At 70.3% G+C, this 17,842-nt stretch carries 19 protein-coding genes; 7 read left to right on the forward strand and 12 right to left on the reverse strand.

Annotated elements, in window-relative coordinates:
• The first annotated feature begins 3 nt into the window (after positions 1 to 3).
• On the forward strand, positions 4 to 957 hold the full coding sequence (locus ACH4VO_RS21410; RefSeq protein WP_360986961.1) for a MaoC/PaaZ C-terminal domain-containing protein: 954 nt from the start codon (positions 4 to 6) through the stop codon (positions 955 to 957).
• Between the two features lie 20 nt (positions 958 to 977).
• Here the strand turns inward: ACH4VO_RS21410 and ACH4VO_RS21415 are convergent, their stop codons facing one another.
• On the reverse strand, positions 978 to 1,598 hold the full coding sequence (locus ACH4VO_RS21415; RefSeq protein ID WP_360987370.1) for a TetR/AcrR family transcriptional regulator: 621 nt from the start codon (positions 1,596 to 1,598) through the stop codon (positions 978 to 980).
• A gap of 240 nt (positions 1,599 to 1,838) precedes the next feature.
• On the opposite strand from ACH4VO_RS21415, the gene ACH4VO_RS21420 reads away from it, so the two are divergent.
• Positions 1,839 to 3,047: an alpha/beta hydrolase gene (locus ACH4VO_RS21420; protein ID WP_360986958.1), complete on the forward strand. Its 1,209-nt coding sequence runs from the start codon at positions 1,839 to 1,841 to the stop codon at positions 3,045 to 3,047.
• Between the two features lie 119 nt (positions 3,048 to 3,166).
• Here the strand turns inward: ACH4VO_RS21420 and ACH4VO_RS21425 are convergent, their stop codons facing one another.
• From ACH4VO_RS21425 to ACH4VO_RS21445, 5 genes are all read right to left on the reverse strand, one after another.
• Positions 3,167 to 4,522, reverse strand: coding sequence for a dicarboxylate/amino acid:cation symporter (locus tag ACH4VO_RS21425; RefSeq protein ID WP_360986955.1), 1,356 nt, complete (start codon positions 4,520 to 4,522; stop codon positions 3,167 to 3,169).
• 405 nt (positions 4,523 to 4,927) lie between these two features.
• Positions 4,928 to 5,224 carry a DUF4229 domain-containing protein gene (locus ACH4VO_RS21430; protein WP_360986952.1) on the reverse strand — a complete coding sequence of 99 codons (297 nt, stop codon included), beginning with the start codon at positions 5,222 to 5,224 and terminating at the stop codon, positions 4,928 to 4,930.
• Positions 5,225 to 5,309: 85 nt separating this feature from the next.
• The gene (locus tag ACH4VO_RS21435; RefSeq protein WP_360986949.1) at positions 5,310 to 5,876 is read right to left on the reverse strand and encodes a GNAT family N-acetyltransferase; all 567 of its coding nucleotides are present in this window, start codon (positions 5,874 to 5,876) and stop codon (positions 5,310 to 5,312) included.
• A 126-nt stretch (positions 5,877 to 6,002) separates the two neighbouring features.
• Entirely contained in the window at positions 6,003 to 7,166 is a 1,164-nt protein-coding gene (gene mqnE / locus ACH4VO_RS21440; protein ID WP_360986946.1) for an aminofutalosine synthase MqnE, read from the reverse strand.
• Between the two features lie 83 nt (positions 7,167 to 7,249).
• Entirely contained in the window at positions 7,250 to 7,708 is a 459-nt protein-coding gene (locus ACH4VO_RS21445) for an Lrp/AsnC family transcriptional regulator (protein WP_360986943.1), read from the reverse strand.
• Between the two features lie 122 nt (positions 7,709 to 7,830).
• Between ACH4VO_RS21445 and ACH4VO_RS21450 the strand changes: the two genes are divergently transcribed.
• Positions 7,831 to 7,983 carry a hypothetical protein gene (locus tag ACH4VO_RS21450; RefSeq protein WP_360987411.1) on the forward strand — a complete coding sequence of 51 codons (153 nt, stop codon included), beginning with the start codon at positions 7,831 to 7,833 and terminating at the stop codon, positions 7,981 to 7,983.
• A 10-nt stretch (positions 7,984 to 7,993) separates the two neighbouring features.
• Here the strand turns inward: ACH4VO_RS21450 and ACH4VO_RS21455 are convergent, their stop codons facing one another.
• Entirely contained in the window at positions 7,994 to 8,659 is a 666-nt protein-coding gene (locus ACH4VO_RS21455) for a UbiX family flavin prenyltransferase (protein WP_360987368.1), read from the reverse strand.
• A 113-nt stretch (positions 8,660 to 8,772) separates the two neighbouring features.
• Here ACH4VO_RS21455 and ACH4VO_RS21460 point away from each other — a divergent pair, with 113 nt between their 5' ends.
• Positions 8,773 to 9,378: a rhomboid family intramembrane serine protease gene (locus ACH4VO_RS21460; protein WP_360986940.1), complete on the forward strand. Its 606-nt coding sequence runs from the start codon at positions 8,773 to 8,775 to the stop codon at positions 9,376 to 9,378.
• A 32-nt stretch (positions 9,379 to 9,410) separates the two neighbouring features.
• Here the strand turns inward: ACH4VO_RS21460 and mqnP are convergent, their stop codons facing one another.
• Together mqnP and ACH4VO_RS21470 are read right to left on the reverse strand one after the other, a co-directional pair.
• Positions 9,411 to 10,319 carry a menaquinone biosynthesis prenyltransferase MqnP gene (mqnP, locus tag ACH4VO_RS21465; protein WP_360986937.1) on the reverse strand — a complete coding sequence of 303 codons (909 nt, stop codon included), beginning with the start codon at positions 10,317 to 10,319 and terminating at the stop codon, positions 9,411 to 9,413.
• The gene (locus ACH4VO_RS21470; protein WP_360986934.1) at positions 10,316 to 11,773 is read right to left on the reverse strand and encodes a menaquinone biosynthesis decarboxylase; all 1,458 of its coding nucleotides are present in this window, start codon (positions 11,771 to 11,773) and stop codon (positions 10,316 to 10,318) included. The genes mqnP and ACH4VO_RS21470 overlap by 4 nt, the downstream gene beginning before the upstream one ends.
• 90 nt (positions 11,774 to 11,863) lie before the next feature.
• On the opposite strand from ACH4VO_RS21470, the gene ACH4VO_RS21475 reads away from it, so the two are divergent.
• Positions 11,864 to 12,271, forward strand: coding sequence for a PLD nuclease N-terminal domain-containing protein (locus ACH4VO_RS21475; protein WP_360986931.1), 408 nt, complete (start codon positions 11,864 to 11,866; stop codon positions 12,269 to 12,271).
• A 94-nt stretch (positions 12,272 to 12,365) separates the two neighbouring features.
• Here the strand turns inward: ACH4VO_RS21475 and ACH4VO_RS21480 are convergent, their stop codons facing one another.
• Positions 12,366 to 12,806, reverse strand: coding sequence for a MarR family transcriptional regulator (locus ACH4VO_RS21480; RefSeq protein WP_360986928.1), 441 nt, complete (start codon positions 12,804 to 12,806; stop codon positions 12,366 to 12,368).
• Positions 12,807 to 12,972: 166 nt separating this feature from the next.
• Between ACH4VO_RS21480 and ACH4VO_RS21485 the strand changes: the two genes are divergently transcribed.
• The gene (locus tag ACH4VO_RS21485; protein WP_360986925.1) at positions 12,973 to 13,668 is read left to right on the forward strand and encodes a type 1 glutamine amidotransferase domain-containing protein; all 696 of its coding nucleotides are present in this window, start codon (positions 12,973 to 12,975) and stop codon (positions 13,666 to 13,668) included.
• Positions 13,665 to 14,984, forward strand: a complete 1,320-nt coding sequence (locus ACH4VO_RS21490; RefSeq protein WP_360986922.1) for an aldehyde dehydrogenase family protein — start codon at positions 13,665 to 13,667, stop codon at positions 14,982 to 14,984. The genes ACH4VO_RS21485 and ACH4VO_RS21490 overlap by 4 nt, the downstream gene beginning before the upstream one ends.
• 69 nt (positions 14,985 to 15,053) lie before the next feature.
• Here ACH4VO_RS21490 and ccsB read toward each other — a convergent pair whose 3' ends face one another.
• Positions 15,054 to 16,133, reverse strand: a complete 1,080-nt coding sequence (gene ccsB, locus ACH4VO_RS21495; protein WP_360986919.1) for a c-type cytochrome biogenesis protein CcsB — start codon at positions 16,131 to 16,133, stop codon at positions 15,054 to 15,056.
• Complete coding sequence (locus tag ACH4VO_RS21500; RefSeq protein WP_360986916.1) at positions 16,130 to 17,836, reverse strand: cytochrome c biogenesis protein ResB; 1,707 nt, start codon at positions 17,834 to 17,836, stop codon at positions 16,130 to 16,132. Before ACH4VO_RS21500 ends, ccsB begins: the two co-directional genes overlap by 4 nt.
• Between the last annotated feature and the right edge of the window lie 6 nt (positions 17,837 to 17,842).

Genomic DNA, 17,842 nt, shown 5'->3' on the forward strand with positions numbered 1-17,842 from the left:
ACCATGCCGGGCCTGACCGTGTCCCTCGTACGCGGGGCCGTGACCTCACCGTTCAAGGCGGCGGGACGCTCCGGCGCCGCGCTTCCCCCGGCCCGGGCGGTCCTCCCGGCCGCGCGGATCGTCCCCCGCCGCCTCGCCTCGTACCGCAGGATCTGCGGATTCACCGCACCGGACGTGCTGCCGCTCACCTACCCGCACGTCCTGGGCTTCCCCCTGGCCATGCGGGTCATGACGGGCCGGGCCTTCCCGCTGCCGGTTTTGGGGCTCGTACACACCTGGATCGAGATCACCGGACACCGGGCGCTCCGCCCGGCGGACGCTCCGGAACTCACCGTGTACGCAGAGGCGTTGACACCCCATCGACGGGGCACCGAGGTCACGATGGTGACGCAGGCGCGGCTGGCCGGCGAGCTCGTCTGGGAGTCGCGCAGCGGTTATCTTTCCCGGCACTCCACCAAGAAGGCGCCCGCCACGGCCGCCCCGCAAACTCCCGCACCGTCCTCGCCCGCGGCCGGCGGACCGGACGCGGACGCGCCTGCGCATGCGCATGCGGATGCGGCCGTCCAGGCCGGGGGTCCAGCCACCGATCCGGCCATCGAATCCCCCACCGCTCCGGCCCGCGACGCGCTGCCGGCCGTCGCCGAGTGGAGGGTGCCCGGCGACCTCGGACGGCGGTACGGCGCCGTGTCGGGCGACCGCAACCCCATCCACCTCCATCCGCTGACAGCGCGGCTGTTCGGTTTCCCCCGGCACATCGCGCACGGCATGTGGACCGTCGCCCGCTGCCTGGCCGAGGCCGAGGCGTCCGGGCCCGGCCGGATCCGTACCGTACGCGCCGACTTCAGGGCGCCCGTCCTGCTGCCGGCGACCGTGACGTACGCCGCCACCGGCCCCGCCTTCGAGGTGCGCGGCTCCGGGCGCGTCCACCTGACGGGCCGGGTGACGCATGAGGGCTGACCGCCCCCCGCCCCGTGTGGTCAGTCCGCCCGGGGCTGCCAGCCGCGGCCGTGCATGAGGTTCTCCAGGCCCGCCCAGGAGAAGTTCATCAGGGTGGCCGCGGCCTCCTTGGCCGAGACGCCCGGCGTGACGTTCGCCCACCCCGCGAGCGCCTCCGCGGCCCCGACGAGCGCCTGCGCGAGCCCGGCGACGTCCCGGTCGGGCAGGGCCGGATCGTGGTGCGACTCACGCGCCGCCGCCCCGATCAGACCCGTCACGAACGCAACGACCTCCTCACGCAGCGCACTGACCTCACTGACGAACGGCTCCCCCTGCGCGCGCGCCTGCTGATGCAGCACCGCCCAGCCGTCGGGGTTCTCCGCCGTGTGCGTGAAGAACCCGCGCAGCCCGGACCACAGTTGCCGGTCGGCCGGCAGTCCCGGCTCCACCGCGGCCCGCACGGCTTCCATCAGCGCCTTCGCCTCTCGGCGGATGCAGGCGGTGAAGAGTTCTTCCTTGGAATTCAGGTACAGATAGACCAGCGGCTTGGACACTCCGGCCAGCTCCGCGATCTCGTCCATCGAGGCGGCGCGGTAGCCGCGCTGCCCGAAGGTCCGCACCGCGGCGTCCATCATCTGCTGCTCCCGCACCGCGCGTGGCATGCGTTTGCTCTTCACTGCACTCACGTCGGACTGTCCTCCCGCCCCCGCTGCGCTCCTTCTCGGTAAGAGTACGGGGCGGCCCTGTCCGCCGCCGTACGGAAGGGAGGTGGCCCGGCCACGATGGGCGGTAGTTGATCCATCCCCAGGACGAGCGAAAAGGCGGCCGTGCACCTCGAGGGCCACAGACGGTCACCCGTGAGCACGATGTGCGCTCCGCCTCCACCGCCTAGCGTGCGGCTCATGACGATCGGACACAGAAGACGAACGGCCGTCGCCACCCTCGCCGCAGGCCTGCTCCTGGCCACGCCCGCGACCGCGGCTCACGCCTTACCCGCCACCGCTCCCGCCACGAGCGCGAACAGCACCACCGCGCCCACGCTCGAACTGCCCCGCCCGACCGGCCCGTACGCCGTCGGCACCGACGTACTGCACCTCACCGACCGCGCCCGCACCGACCCGTGGGTGCCCGACGCCGGGCACCGCGAAGTGATGGTGTCCGTCCACTACCCGGCCCGCCCGGGCGGGACGGGGGCCTCCACGCCGTACATCAGCACGAAGGAAGCCGAGGCCCTGCTGTGGGGGCTCGGGCTGGACGACGACGCGCCGGCCGAGCTCAGCTCCATCGCCACCCACGCCCGCACGGGCGCGACAGCCGCCCGCGGCCGGTTCCCCCTGCTGCTGCTCTCCCCCGGTTTCGGCAACCCCCGGGCCACCCTGACGTCCCTTGCCGAGGACCTGGCGAGCCGCGGCTACGTCGTGGCGAGCATCGATCACGCCTATGAGTCCTCGGGGACGGCGTTCCCCGGCGGGCGGATCCTCCGTTGCGCGGCCTGTGACGCGGTCGAAGCGGCACCGGACGAGGCGGCGAAACAGGAGGTGGCGAAAGCCGTCTCCACCGGACGGGCCGCCGACCTCTCCTTCGTACTCGACAGGCTGACCGGGTCCCGTCCCGCCTGGGGGAACGCTCGCATGATCGACCGGCGACGGGTCGCCGCCGCGGGCCATTCCATCGGCGGTAGCGCCGCGGTCTCCACGATGCTCACCGATCCCCGCATCGACGCGGGGATCAACATGGACGGCACCTTCTTCGACCCGATTCCCCGCTCGGGCACCGGTGACCGCCCGTTCCTGATGCTCGGCACCGAAGCGGACCATCCCGCCGGCGGCAAGGACGTCTCCTGGGAGCAGAGCTGGAATCGGCTGGACGGCTGGAAGCGCTGGCTGACCGTCAGGGGATCCCACCACTCCTCCTTCACGGACATCCCCGTCTTCGCCGAACGCATCGGTCTGCCGATCGACCCCGCGGCCACACTCTCCCCCGAGCGCTCGACGGGGATCACCCGCGACTACGTCGCCGCCTTCCTCGACCTGCACCTGAAGAACCGGCCACAGCCCCTGCTCGACGGCCCGTCACCGGACAATCCCGAGGTCGTCTTCCAGCACCACTGACGGCTCCGGCGCACGGGAGCGCCCCCGGCCTCGTACGGCCGGGAGCGCTCCCGGTATGCGACGCGGGTTCCGCCAGGACCTCTCGTCCGGATCATGCTGGGCTGATCCGGACGAAAGACCTAGGCGGCGACGGGCACGCCCGAGGACTTCGCGTCCTCGACCCCGGCCTCGTCCACCGGGGAGGCGGACGCCGAGTTGTACGCGTCGCGGTCGAGGATGTTCTCCCGTGCCGCCACAAGCAACGGGCATACAACTTGTCCCGCTACGTTCGTGGCGGTGCGCATCATGTCCAGGATCGGGTCGATGGCGAGCAGCAGACCGACACCCTCCAGCGGGAGGCCCAGGGTCGACAGGGTGAGGGTCAGCATGACCGTGGCGCCGGTGAGACCGGCGGTGGCCGCCGACCCGATCACCGAGACGAACGCGATCAGGATGTAGTCACCGATGCCCAGCTGGACGTCGAAGATCTGCGCGATGAAGATCGCGGCCAGCGCCGGGTAGATCGCGGCGCAGCCGTCCATCTTCGTGGTGGCGCCGAACGGGACGGCGAAGGAGGCGTACTCCTTCGGAACGCCGAGACGCTCCGTGACCTGCTGGGTGACCGGCATGGTGCCGACCGAGGAACGGGAGACGAAGGCCAGCTGGATCGCGGGCCAGGCACCCTTGAAGAACTGCAGCGGGCTGACCTTGGCGACCGTGGCCAGGAGCAGCGGGTAGACACCGAACAGCACCAGGGCGCAGCCGATGTAGACGTCGGCGGTGAACGTCGCGTACTTGCCGATCAGGTCCCAGCCGTAGTCGGCGATGGCGTAACCGATGAGGCCGACGGTGCCGAGGGGGGCGAGGCGGATGACCCACCACAGGGCCTTCTGGAGGAGCTCCAGGACCGCCTCGCTGAGGGTGAGGATGGGCTTGGCCTTCTCACCGAGCTGGAGCGCGGCGATACCGGCGACGGCGGCCATGAAGACGATCTGCAGGACGTTCAGCTCGGTGAACGGGGTGATGACGTCCGTCGGGATGATGCCCGTGATGAAGTCGAGCCAGGAGCCCGCGTTCTCGGGCTTGGCGCCGTCCTTGGGGGTGAGGCCGGTGCCGGAGCCGGGGTTGGTGATCAGGCCGATCGCGAGGCCGATGGCGACCGCGATCAACGAGGTGATCATGAACCAGAGCAGGGTGCGGGAGGCCAGCCTGGCGGCGTTGTTGACCTTGCGCAGGTTGGTGATCGACACCATGATCGCGAAGAACACGAGCGGCGCGACGGCCAGCTTCAGCAGCTGGACGAAGATGTGGCCGACCTTGTCGAGCGTGGTGTAGAGCCAGCCGATGTCCTGGCTGCGGGCGAGCCAGCCGAGCAGGACACCGAGGACGAGGCCGGCGACGATCTGGGCCCAGAAGGGGACGCGGGGTATACGGAAGCCGGAGCCGGACGGCTTGCCGGCGCCGGTCGCGGCGGGGGGCGCGGAATTCGCGGACACGGACACACTCCTGAGGAGGCGCGGCGGGACGTACGAGAACGGACGTACGGCCGTGCGGTCGAACGGGGACGGGAGTGCGGCGCCCGCTTGATGAGCGGCGCCGCTGCATGATGCCGGTTCAGACGTTGCGGCAACAGACCGCGGACATACAGCGGCAGAGATCGACATGCAGGCGCGCCACGAGCGGTGGGCTCATGGCGGAGCGGGGGCGCGCTGCAGCGTTCACGTCGAATACGTTAACACTTGAACTTTGGGAACCTCAAAGCTCCGCTTTGGTCGCCGCCGTCTCCGCCTTCGCGCGACCGGCCCCGTACACGCCGGAACCCCGGTACGGGAGCGGCTGCTCCGGTACCGGGGTCCGGTCCGTACTGCGTAGTGGTGTGAGGAAGCTTACGCGGCGCCTACCTACGGAGTGACGCCGTCCTCGCGCGTGCGGTTGGCCTCGAGCCGGGCCTTGGTGCGGTCGACCGTGGAGATCAGCTGCGCGGACATCTCGTCGCGCTGCTTGCGCAGCAGCACGTAGCTGAGCGGCGCGGAGAGCAGCAGACCCAGCAGGACGATCCAGACCGCGTTGGAGCCGCCGATCCCGGAGGGCAGCAGGCCGAAGTGGACCGCGACACCGGCGATGAAGAAGCACCCGACGAAAATCAGCACACGCAGCGCGGTGTACCGGATCGTTGCGCTGGGCTTGGCAGCGGACACGGCTGGCCTTCTCTCTACGTCCGACGTTCCTGCGGTCGTGCAGTCTGCGATCCTGCCCGACCAGTGAAGCATGCCCCGAATTCGATCAGTTCGCAGGGTTGCTTCCACGGCGTGCTGCGGCCTCTTCGCGGAAGAGCGGGAGCAGCATGATGATGTCGTCGCGGTAGTCGTCCTCGGCCACCCGGATGGCGTCCGGGACCCGGCCGACCTCCTTGTACCCGCAGGAGGCGTAGAAGCGGTCGGCGCCGGTGCCTCCGCGGCAGGTGAGCCGGACGGCCTCGATGCCGTCGGCCGCGCGGGCCGCGTCGGCCACGGCCGCCATCAGTTCGCGGCCGTAGCCCTTGCCCTGGTGGCGCGGGTGGACCATCACGGTGTAGACGCCGATCCAGTGGCGCATCAGCCGGTGGGTGTTGCGCGTGAGGAACGCGGTGGCGGCCGCCGTGCCGTCCTCGTCACGGCCGACGACCAGGGTGGTGCGCCCCTCGGCCATGCCGCACAGATGCCTGACCAGCTCCGGCCGCACCTCTTCCGGAGTGACGGGCGGCACGAAGCCGACCGCCCCGCCGGCGTTGCTGACATCGGCCCAGAGCGCGGTGATGCCGTCCCGCAGTGCCCGGTCGATCGCGGGATCCACTTCGAAGGTAAGCGCCATAGGGAGAGGTTAGCCATTACTCCCACTGGTGCTCGAACCTGTCCGCCACGCGAGAAAGCCCCGGCCCGGGGACGGCGGGCCGGGGCTTTCGTTCGGCGCGGGACGTCCCGCGCGGGGCGGGGCGTGTCAGACGCGCATCGGCTGCGGCGACTCGCGCCGGTCCGCGTCCGGGCCGGGGTACTCACGGAGGATCTCGTACCGGGTGTTGCGCTCGACGGGGCGGAAGCCCGCGTCCCGGATCAGCTCCAGGAGGTCCTCACGGCCGAGCTTGTTCGGCGTGCCGTAGTCGTCCGCGTCATGCGTGATCTTGTACTCGACGACCGACCCGTCCATGTCGTCCGCGCCGTGCTGGAGGGCGAGCTGCGCGGTCTGCACCCCGTGCATCACCCAGAAGACCTTGACGTGCGGGACGTTGTCGAACAGCAGCCGGGAGACCGCGAAGGTCTTCAGCGCCTCCGCGCCGGTCGCCATCGACGTGCGCGCCTGGAGCGTGTTGCGGACCTTGCCGTCCTTCATGTCCACGAAGTCGTGCTGGTAGCGCAGCGGGATGAAGACCTGGAAGCCGCCGGTCTCGTCCTGCATCTCCCGCAGCCGCAGCACGTGGTCGACGCGGTGCCGGGGCTCCTCGATGTGCCCGTACAGCATCGTCGCCGGGGTCTTGAGACCCTTCTCGTGCGCGAGGCGGTGGATGCGCGACCAGTCCTCCCAGTGGGTGTTGTGGTCGACGATGTGCTGGCGGACCTCCCAGTCGAAGATCTCCGCGCCGCCGCCGGTGAGCGACTCCAGACCGGCCTCGATCAGCTCGTCGAGGATCTCGGACGCCGAGAGCCCCGAGATCGTCTCGAAGTGGTGGATCTCCGTCGCGGTGAACGCCTTGAGCGCCACCTCGGGAAGGGCCTCCTTCAGCGCGCTGAGCGAGCGGGGGTAGTAGCGCCAGGGAAGGGTGGGGTGGAGGCCGTTGACGATGTGCAACTCGGTGAGGTTCTCGCCCTGCATCGCCTTGGCGAGGCGGACGGCCTCCTCGATGCGCATCGTGTACGCGTCCTTCTCGCCCGGCTTGCGCTGGAACGAGCAGTAGGCGCAGGACGCCGTGCACACGTTGGTCATGTTGAGGTGGCGGTTGACGTTGAAGTGGACGACGTCGCCGTTCTTCCTCGTCCGCACCTCGTGCGCCAGACCGCCGAGCCACGCCAGGTCGTCGGACTCGTAGAGCGCGATCCCGTCCTCGCGGGTCAGCCGCTCGCCGACCCGGACCTTCTCCTCCAGCTCGCGCTTGAGTCCCGCGTCCACCAGTGGCCTCCCATACCTCTACGTAACAGACTCCGGCCCACCGTACTCCTCCGCCTCCGCGCCGGAGGCACCAGCGTCCGGCGTCAGGTCTGCTCGCCCGGGAGTTCCCCGACCCGGTTCTCCCACTTGGTCGACAGCACGATCGTGGTGCGGGTCCGTGAGACGCCCTTCGTCCCGCTCAGCCTGCGGATCGTCCTCTCCAGGCCGTCCACGTCACCGACCCGCACCTTGAGCATGTAGGAGTCGTCGCCCGCGATGAACCAGCAGTCCTCGATCTCGGCGAGGTCCTTCAGCCGGTGCGCGACGTCCTCGTGGTCGGCCGCGTCGGAGAGGGAGATACCGATCAGCGCGGTGACCCCCAGCCCGAGCGACGCGGAGTCGACGGTGGCGCGGTAGCCGGTGATGACACCGGCGGTTTCCAGCCGGTTGATGCGGTCGGTGACGCTGGGGCCGGAGAGCCCGACGAGCCGCCCCAGCTCGGCGTACGAGGCTCTGCCGTTCTCTCTGAGGGCCTGGATGAGCTGCCTGTCCACCGCGTCCATATGACTGAAACCTTCCATTGTTCAGCAGTACCGCGAGTTTACGTGTAGAATCTAAGGCGCAACAGGGTCCAGACCCTGCGAATCTTTCAGATCATCCAAGAAACGCTTTCGAATCTTCAGGAGTGAACAACACCGTGTACTCGATCGAGATGGCCTACGCCCGAATGCGCGAGCTGCAGGACCTGGCCAACCGCTCGCGTGCCCATGAGCCCGCCGCCGCCCACCGCGTCGACCGGACCCGGACCCGCGCCCGCCGCGCGGCCAAGAAGCGCTGACCCCACCGGTTCAGTCGCGGGAGCCGCCACCGAGCTCCCCCTCCCACCGGCGGTACAGCTGGTGCGGCACCCCTGCCGCGTCCAGCACCCGCCCGGCGACGAAGTCCACCAGGTCCTGGATGTGCGTCGCCCCCGCGTAGAACGCCGGAGAGGCGGGCAGCACCACGGCGCCCGCCTCGTCGAGCGCCACCATCTGCTTCAGCGTCGAGCCGCTCAGCGGTGTCTCGCGGACGGCGACGACCAGCTTCCGCCGCTCCTTGAGCGTCACGCTCGCGGCCCTCTGCAGCAGGTCCTTGGAGAGTCCGAGCGCCACCCCGGCCACACAGGCCGTGGACGCCGGGACGATCAGCATCCCCTTGGCCAGGTACGACCCCGAGGACGGCCCGGCCGCCAGATCGCCGGCCGCCCAGTGCCGTACGTCACGGATGTCCGGCCGGAAGGTGTCCGGCTTCCCGTCCGCGCCCCGGGCCAGCCAGCTCCCCAGGTCCTCCCGCCAGTGGGCGTCGCGGAACGGGATACCCGTCTCGTCCAGCAGGGTGAGTCGAGAGGCCCGGCTCACCACCAGGTCCACGCTCTCCCCCGCGGCCAGCAGCCCTCGCAGGACGGAGGCCGCGAAGGGGGTACCCGAAGCGCCCGACACCCCGACAATCCAAGGCCTGCGCTGCTGCTGACTCACTGAAGTCCCGGATTTCACACGCCCGAGCCTATCCGTCATCGGGCTCCAGGAACCGAGGCAGGGGTTCCGTACGTTGCAACGGGCAGGAGAACAGCCATCAGCAGGGGGTGACCATGCCGGAGACACGCACCGGGGCCACCGCACGCGCCGTCACGGCCGGAGCGGTGATGCTCGCCTGGGTCACGCTGCTGTGGGTGCTGGAAGGCGTGGACACGCTGACCGGCCACTCCCTGGACAGCCACGGCATCAGCCCGCGCGAGCCGGCCGAGCTGGCCGACATAGTGCCCTCCGCGTTCCTGCACGACGGCTGGGAGCACGTCGCCTCCAACAGCGTCCCGCTGCTGGTCCTCGGCTTCATAGCCGCGCTGGCGGGGATAGGCAGACTGGCCGCCGTGGTGCTCGTGATCGTCGTGACCAGCGGCCTCGGCGTCTGGCTGACCGCCCCGCCGAACACGATCACGCTGGGCGCGTCCGGTGTCGTCTTCGGGCTCTTCGGCTACCTGCTGGTCCGGGGCTTCGTCGACCGGCGCCCGCTCGACATCGTGGTCGGCGTGGTCATCGCCGCGGTCTACGGCTCGCTGCTCTGGGGCGTGCTGCCGACCGACTCCGGCATCAGCTGGCAGGGCCACCTCTTCGGGCTCATCGGCGGGGTCGCGTCCGCGTTCGTCTTCCGCCGCCCCCGCCGCACCCGGCGGCCTGAGGGGTACCTCACGGTGTGAGCCCCCCGCCGCCGCTCAGCGGGTGGTGGCCGTCACGGGGTGAGGCCGCGCACCAGCAGGTCCAGGAGCGCGCAGGCGAACAGGGCGATGCCGATGAAGCCGTTGACCGTGAAGAACGCCCGGTTCAGCCGGGACAGATCGTGGGGCCGCACGACCCGGTGCTCGTACACGAAGGCCACGGCGACGATCACCATGCCGACCCAGTAGAAGAGCCCCGCACCCGTCGCCAGGCCGAACCAGACCAGCAGACCGGTCGTCACCCCGTGGCACACCCGGGCGCCCCAGAGCGCGGCCGGGATCCCGAAGCGGGCGGGGAAGGAGAGCACCCCGTGCGCCCGGTCGGCCTGCACGTCCTGGCAGGCGAAGATCAGGTCGAAGCCGCCGATCCAGATGCCGACGGCCAGCCCCAGGATCACCGCCTCCCACGACCAGCTCCCCGTCACCGCCAGCCAGGCGCCGACCGGCCCCATGGCCTGGGCGAGACCGAGGATGGCGTGGGGAAAGTTCGTGAACCGCTTGCCGTACGGGTAGACGACCATGGGTACGACGGCGACCGGGGCGAGCGCCAGGCACAGCGGGTTGAGCAGGGCAGCCGCTCCGAGGAAGACGACGACGGCGACGACCGCACCCGTCCACGCCGATCTCACCGTGACCGCGCCGGTCACCAGCTCGCGTCCCGCGGTCCGCGGGTTACGGGCGTCGATCTCCCGGTCGATGATCCGGTTGGCGGCCATGGCGAAGGTCCGCAGGCCGACCATCGCCACGGTCACAAGCAGCAGCGTGCCCCAGTGGATGTCCTTGTCCAGCAGGAACATCGCGGTGAGCGCGGCGATGTACGCGAAGGGCAGGGCGAAGACCGAGTGCTCGATCATCACCAGCCGCAGGAACGCCCGCGGCCGGCTGCGTGGCTGCGGCACGGCGGCGGAAGCGGATGCGCTCACAGTCCGTACTCCTTCCAGCGGCGGTCGACCTTCGCCGCCGTGTCGGGGTCCGACTCGACCATGGCCGGCCAGCCGCCGTCCCGGGTGTACCCCTCCTCGGGCCACTTCCGGGTGGCGTCGATGCCCGCCTTACCTCCCCAGAACTGCTGGTAGGAAGCGTGGTCGAGATGGTCGACCGGACCCTCGACGACCGTGAGGTCGCGGGCGTAGTCGGTGTTGCCGAGCGCACGCCAGGAGACCTCGTGCAGGTCGTGGACGTCGCAGTCGGAGTCCACGACGACGATCAGCTTGGTCAGCGACATCATGTGCGCGCCCCAGACCGCGCTCATCACCTTCTGGGCGTGCTTCGGGTACTTCTTGTCGATCGAGACGATGGCGCAGTTGTGGAAGCCGCCCGACTCCGGCAGGTGGTAGTCCACGATGTCCGGCACGATCACCTTCAGGAGCGGCAGGAAGAACCGCTCGGTGGCCCGCCCCAGCGGTCCGTCCTCGGTCGGGGGCCGGCCCACGACGATCGACTGCAGCAGCGGCCGCCTGCGCATGGTGACGCAGTCGATCTTCAGCGCGGGGAACGGTTCCTGCGGCGTGTAGAAGCCGGTGTGGTCGCCGAAGGGCCCCTCGGGCAGCATCTCGCCCGGCTCCAGCCATCCCTCGATGACGACCTCCGCCTGGGCGGGGACCTGGAGGGGGACGGTCTTGCAGTCGACCATCTCGATCCGCTTGCCCTGGATGAAGCCGGCGAAGAGGTACTCGTCGATGTCCCCGGGCAGCGGCGCCGTCGAGGCGTACGTCACGGCCGGCGGCGCCCCGAACGCGATGGCCACGGGCAGGCGTTCGCCGCGCCTGGCGGCGACCTGGTAGTGGTTGCGGCTGTCCTTGTGGATCTGCCAGTGCATCCCGATGGTGCGTCTGTCGTGGCGCTGGAGCCGGTAGAGCCCCAGGTTGCGCACGCCGGTCTCGGGGTCCTTGGTGTGCGTGAGGCCCAGGTTGAAGAACGAGCCGCCGTCCTCGGGCCAGGTGAAGAGCGCGGGCAGCCGGTCCAGGTCGACGTCGTCGCCGGTGAGGACGACCTCCTGGACGGGGGCGTTCTCGGACTTCACCTTCTTCGGCGGTACGTGGACCATCGAGCCGAGCTTGCCGAAGGCCTCCCGCACCCCCACGAAGCCGTGCGGAAGTTCGGGCTTGAGCAGCCCGCCGATCTTGTCGCTGATGTCCGCGTAGGACTTCAGGCCGAGTGCCTTGAGCAGTCGGCGGTCCGTCCCGAAGACGTTCATGGCCAGGGGCATGGACGCCCCCTTGACGTTCTCGAAGAGCAGCGCGGGGCCGCCCGCCTTGTTGACGCGGTCGACGATCTCGCCGACCTCCAGATGCGGGTCGACCTCGGCCTTGATGCGCTTGAGATCGCCCTCGCGCTCCAGAGCCCGGAGCAGGGAGCGAAGATCGTCGTAAGCCATGCTGTCCAGTATCGGCCACCCGCTACCCTGGGCCCGTCACCGGGGCGGGACTGCGCGCCCCCTCACCTCATCCCGGGGGATCCTTCCACCATGCTGCGGGCCCTGATCTACCTTCTGCCGCTGGCGCTGACGATCTACGCGTTCATCGACTGCCTGAACACCCCGGAGGACGAGGCCAGGCATCTGCCCAAGCTGGCCTGGGTCTTCATCATCCTGCTGTTCTGGATCGTGGGTCCGATCGTCTGGTTCGCCGCGGGCAAGCTGCGCCACGTGCCCGCCGGGGGCCGTACGCCCTCCGAGTGGCACCGCGACCACCGCACCACCTGGGTGGCGCCCGACGACAATCCGGAGTTCCTGAAGGCGCTGAAGGAGGAGAACAAGAAGGACGAGTCCCTCCTCAAGGACTGGGAGGCGGATCTGCGCCGCCGCGAGGAGGAGATCCGGCGCCGCGAGGGCAACGCGGGCCCGGGGGAGTCCGCTCCGCCCGCCACGTCCTGAGGCCCGTCCCGTTCCGCCCGGGCCCGCACCGTCTCCGCCCGGGCCCGGTCCCGCCGCGCCAGGCGGCACACGGGCAGAGCGGCCGGCGGGGGGTTCACGAGGACAGCAGCCGGCCCAGCCGGTCGAGCAGGGGCAGCAGTGCTGTCCGCTCCTGGGGGGTGAGCGCCTCCAGTGCGCCGTGCACCACCCGCATCTCGGCTCGGATGCGGTGCGCCAGCTCGGTCCCCTCCGCCGTGCGGGCGGCCACCTTGGAGCGGCGGTCACCGGGTGCGGGGGCTCGGGTGACCAGACCGCGGCTCTCCATCCGCCCGATCAGCCCCGTGGCGTTCGAGGCGTCGCACACCAGGTGCCGGGCCAGGGCGCTCATGGGCATGGGCTCACCGAGCGCGATCAGCGCCCGTGCCTGAGAGGTGCTCAGACCGTGCCGGGCCGCGACGGCCGTGAGGTCGTCGTGATGACCGCGGACGACGAGCGCGAGGGGTTCCAGCAGCTCGTCCGGGGTAGGGACGGCGCGGGGTGCCGGTTCCGTCGTCATGGTCGGTCATCCTTCGATCGGTACGCGTGGTCCGGAAGCCTGGAAGAGACGCCACGCAGCCGCATTCATTTGACATGCCCAACTTTTGGCAGTTACCTGGCTTCTGTTGCTTGAGCATATCAAGCTCTTCCGGAGCACTGCCTTCTTGTCGTAGGGAGCACCCCCCATGCCCTCCGTACTCTTCGTCCTCACCGGCGCCGACCACTGGACCCTCAAGGACGGAACCGCCCACCCCACCGGCTTCTGGGCCGAGGAGCTGGCCGCCCCGCACCGCGTCTTCGCCCAGGCGGGCTTCGACATCACCATCGCCACCCCGGGCGGCGTCGCCCCGACCGTGGACGCCTCCAGCCTGGCCGCAGAGGTCAACGGCGGCCAGGAGCAGGCCGACGCCGTCGCCTCCTACCTCGCCTCGATCGACGAGACGCTCCGTATCCCCGCCCGGCTGGAGGACACCGTCCCCACCTCGTACGACGTCGTCTTCTACCCCGGCGGCCACGGCCCCATGGAGGACCTGGCCGTCAACGAGGTCTCCGGCCGGCTCCTGACCTCGGCGCTGGACTCGGGAGTCCAGGTGGGCATCCTGTGCCACGCCCCCGCCGCCCTGCTGCCCGCCCGTCGCGAGGACGGCAGCTGGCCCTTCGCCGACTACCGCATGACCGGTTTCAGCAACGTCGAGGAGACCCAGGCCGGCCTCGCGGACAAGGCGCCCTGGCTGCTGGAGGACCGCCTGACCGAGCTGGGTGCCCGGTACTCCGCCGGAGAGCCCTGGGGACCGCACACCGTGCACGACCGCAACCTGCACACCGGCCAGAACCCGGCCTCCTCCGAACAGCTGGCCCGCGAGATCCTGGAGGCCCTGTGACCGTCGGCACCCCCGGATCCACGGCCGACCTCGTCGCCCGCCTGCGCGCCACCTTCCGCACCGGCCGCACCAGGGACCTCGACTGGCGCACCACGCAGCTGACCAGGCTGCGCGCCCTGCTCACCGAACACGGCGACGAGCTCGCCGCTGCCCTCCACGCCGACCTGGGCAAGAGCCGCAAGGAGGCGTACCGGACGGAGATCGACTTCACGGTCCGTGAGATCGACCACACCCTTGAGCGCCTCGCGGGCTGGCTGGAGCCCGAGCCGGCCCCCGTACCGGCGGCCCTCGCCGGGGCCACCGCCCACACGGTCCAGGACCCGCTCGGCGTCGTCCTCGTCATCGCTCCCTGGAACTACCCGGTTCAGCTGCTGCTGGCGCCCCTCGTCGGTGCGCTCGCGGCGGGGAACGCAGCGGTCGTGAAACCCAGCGAGCTGGCTCCCGCGACCTCGGCGGCCGTGGCCCGGCTGCTGCCGGAGTACCTGGACACGGACGCGGTCGCCGTGGTGGAGGGTGCGGTTCCGGAGACCACCGCGCTGCTCGCCGAGCGTTTCGACCACATCTTCTACACGGGCAACGGCACGGTCGGCCGGATCGTCATGGCCGCCGCCGCGAAGCACCTGACGCCGGTGACGCTGGAGCTGGGCGGCAAGTCGCCCGCTTTCGTGGACCGCGACACGGACCTGAGGACCGTGGCCTCCCGGCTCGTCTCCGGGAAGTTCCTCAACGCCGGCCAGACGTGTGTGGCCCCCGACTACGTACTGACGGATCCGGAGACCGCTGCCCCCCTGGCCGAGGCGCTCGCCGCGGCGGTCGAGGAGCGGTTCGGCCCCGACCCCTCCGCGTCCCCCGAGTACGGCCGCATCGTGAACGAGCGTCACTTCGACCGGCTGGTGGGACTGCTGGACTCCGGCCGCACAGTGACGGGCGGTACCCACGACCGCGGCGAGAAGTACATCGCGCCCACCGTGCTGGCCGACGTCTCCCCCGACGCCCCCGTCATGCGCGAGGAGATCTTCGGCCCGGTACTGCCGATCATCACGGTGGAGGGACTCGACGAGGCCATCGGCTTCATCAACGACCGGGACAAGCCGCTGGCGCTGTACGCGTTCACGCACTCCCCCGCCGTACGCGGCCGGCTGCTGACCGAGACCTCGTCGGGCGGGGTGGGCATGGGTCTGCCGCTGGCCCACCTGACCGTGTCGGACCTGCCGTTCGGCGGGGTCGGTGAGAGCGGCATGGGCAGCTACCACGGCAGGTACTCGCTGGAGACGTTCAGCCACCGCAAGGCGGTCCTGGACACGCCACTGGCCTGAGCCCGCACACGCCGCGAGGGCGCGACCGCACACCTCTGCGGTCGCGCCCTCGCGGCGTGTGCCTCCCGGTCAGACCCCCGCGTAGGAGTGCTTTCCGGTGACGAAGATGTTCACGCCGTAGTAGTTGAAGAGCCAGCAGCCGAAGGCCAGCAGCGCCAGGTAGGCCGCCTTGCGGCCCTTCCAGCCGGCTGTCGCGCGCGCGTGCAGGTAACTGGCGTACGCGACCCACGTGATGAAGGACCAGACCTCCTTGGGGTCCCAGCCCCAGTAGCGGCCCCAGGCGTCGCCGGCCCAGATCGCGCCCGCGATGATCGTGAACGTCCACAGCGGGAAGACGGCCGCGTTGACCCGGTACGCGAACTTGTCGAGCGTCGCCGCGGCGGGCAGCCGCTCCAGGACGGACCGGGCGAAGGAGCCGGGCGTGATGCCGTTGGCGAGCTTGTTCTCGTAGCTGTCGCGGAACAGGTAGAGCAGCGTGCCGACCGCGCCGAGGTAGAAGACCGCGCCGCAGATGATGGCGGTGGAGACGTGGATCCACAGCCAGTAGGAGTCCAGGGCGGGTACCAGCTGGTCACTGGCGGTGTAGAGCGTGGTGGTGGCGATCCCCAGGTCCAGCAGGACCGTGGTGACCAGCATGAGTCCCAGCCACCGCACGTTCTTCTTCAGCGCCAGGAGGACGAGGTAGGCGCCGACGGCCACCGTGGAGAAGGTGATCGAGAACTCGTACATGTTGCCCCAGGGGGCGCGCTGCACCGACAGGGCGCGGGTGAGGACCCCGCCCGCCTCGACCGCGAAGGCCAGCACGGTGAGGGAGACCGCGATACGCCCCCACAGGTCACCCTTGAACGTACCGCCCGCCGCGCCCGGGCCGTCCGGGACGTCCCGGGTGCCGGCTGCGGAGCGGGTGATGACCTCGGGGCGGTCCAGGACCGCGGTGCCTCCGCGCTGGGCGACCCGCACCTTCACCGGGGAGGCGGCGGCTGCCGGGCCGTTCAGCGCGGCGGCCGTGCGGCCGACCTTGCTGCGGCTCCCGAAGACCCACTCCGCGATGTGCGCGAAGAAGGCCAGGGTGTAGACGGCCATCGACGAGTAGATCAGCACATTGCTGGTGTGCGCCAGATTCTCGTTGGTTGCGGCGGCGAGATTCACTTCTCAGCCCCTTCGGCAGGTTCTTCGGAAGGTTGATCGGGCTCGGGATCGGGCTCGGGATCGGGCTCGGGCGCGGTGGGCGCCTCGGTGTGGAGCGCGACCGCGAGGTCGCCCAGCTCCTCGGGGAGCTTCGCGGACTCGCTGCGGCCCAGGCCCGCCATCTCGACGACGGTGACGCCGTCCGTCCCCCGGACGGCCCTGACCCAGACCCGGCGGCGCTGGATGAAGAGCGACCCGGCGAGCCCGGCGATGGCGGCGATGGCACCCGTGAGTGCCCAGCCGCTGGCGGGCTGGCGTGAGATCTGGAAGCTGGCCCACTCCTCGACGCCCTCGAAGGTGATGGAACCGGCGCCGTCGGGCAGCTGCATGGTCTCGCCGGGACGCAGCCGCTTCTTGAGCTTGTCGCCGTTGCTGTCCTTGAACTCCGTCATCTTGGACGTGTCGAGCTGGTACACGTTCTGCGGCAGTCCGGAGTCGACGCCGAGGCTGCCGTGGTAGCCGTTGAGCGCGAGGACCGGGTAGTCGGCTCCGGGGAACTGCGAGAACATCGTGCCCTGGCCGTCACCGGCGAACGTCGGGACGAAGAAGGCCTGGAAGCCCAGCTGGGTCTTCCTGCCGTTCTTGTCGCGGTAGCCGTCCATCACCTTGACCGCACCCGTGGAGGTGACGTTGTTGTCGATGGGCAGCAGGGGGACGGCGGTCCGGTAGACCTCCTTGCCCCTGCCGTCCTTGACGGAGAGGACGGGGGCGTAGCCGTGGGCGTTGAGGTAGACCTTCGTGCCGTCGACGACGAGCGGCTGGTTGACCCTGATGACCTTCTTCCGCTCCCTGCCGTCCGCGCCCTCGGAGTACGTCACCCGGGCCTCGTAGGTGCGGGGCGTGCCGCGCTGGGGGCCGCTGCGCTCGTACGTGCCGACGAAGTCGTCGAGGGTGAAGCTGAACGGGCTCAGGTCCTCGGTGTCGAAGAGCGAGCCGGACTTGAAGTCGTCGTACTGGGTGAGGGTGTTGGAGAACCCGTCACCCTCGACGACCAGCTTGCCGCCCTCCGACTTGAACAGCTGCCCGCTGGCGAAGGCAACCAGCATGACGATCAGGGCGACGTGGAAGAGGAGGTTGCCGGTCTCGCGGAGGTAGCCCTTCTCGGCGGCGACGGCGTCCCCGGCGACGTGCGAGCGGAAGCGCCGCCCGCGCAGGACGGCGAGCGCGGCCTCACGGACCCGCTCGGGGTCCGCCTCGGTGCGCCAGGTGGCATAGGCGGGCAGCCGGGTCAGGTTCTTCGGGGCGGCGGGCGGGCGGGCACGCAGCTGGCCGACGAACTGGCCGGTGCGCGGGACGATGCAGCCGATCAGCGAGACGAACAGCAGGATGTAGATCGCGGAGAACCACACCGAGCTGTAGACGTCGAAGAACTGCAGCTTCTCGTAGAGCGGGCTGACGGTGGTGTGGGCTTCCTTGAAGGTCTGCACCTTCATCTCGTCCACGCTGTTCTGCGGGATCAGCGATCCCGGGACGGCGCCCAGCGACAGCAGGAAGAGCAGGATCAGGGCGACCCGCATCGAGGTGAGCTGGCGCCAGAACCAGCGGGCCCAGCCGATGACGCCCATCGCGGGGACGGCCGCGGCGGATTCCTCACGCGGGGCGGTGGAGAGCTGCTCCCCGGCCCTGCCGAGGTCGCGCTCGTCCGTGGTGTTCAGGTTGCTCATGAAAAC

Origin of the sequence: Streptomyces sp. NPDC020780 (assembly GCF_044334475.1) — a bacterium.
In the GTDB taxonomy this organism is placed as follows: domain Bacteria; phylum Actinomycetota; class Actinomycetes; order Streptomycetales; family Streptomycetaceae; genus Streptomyces.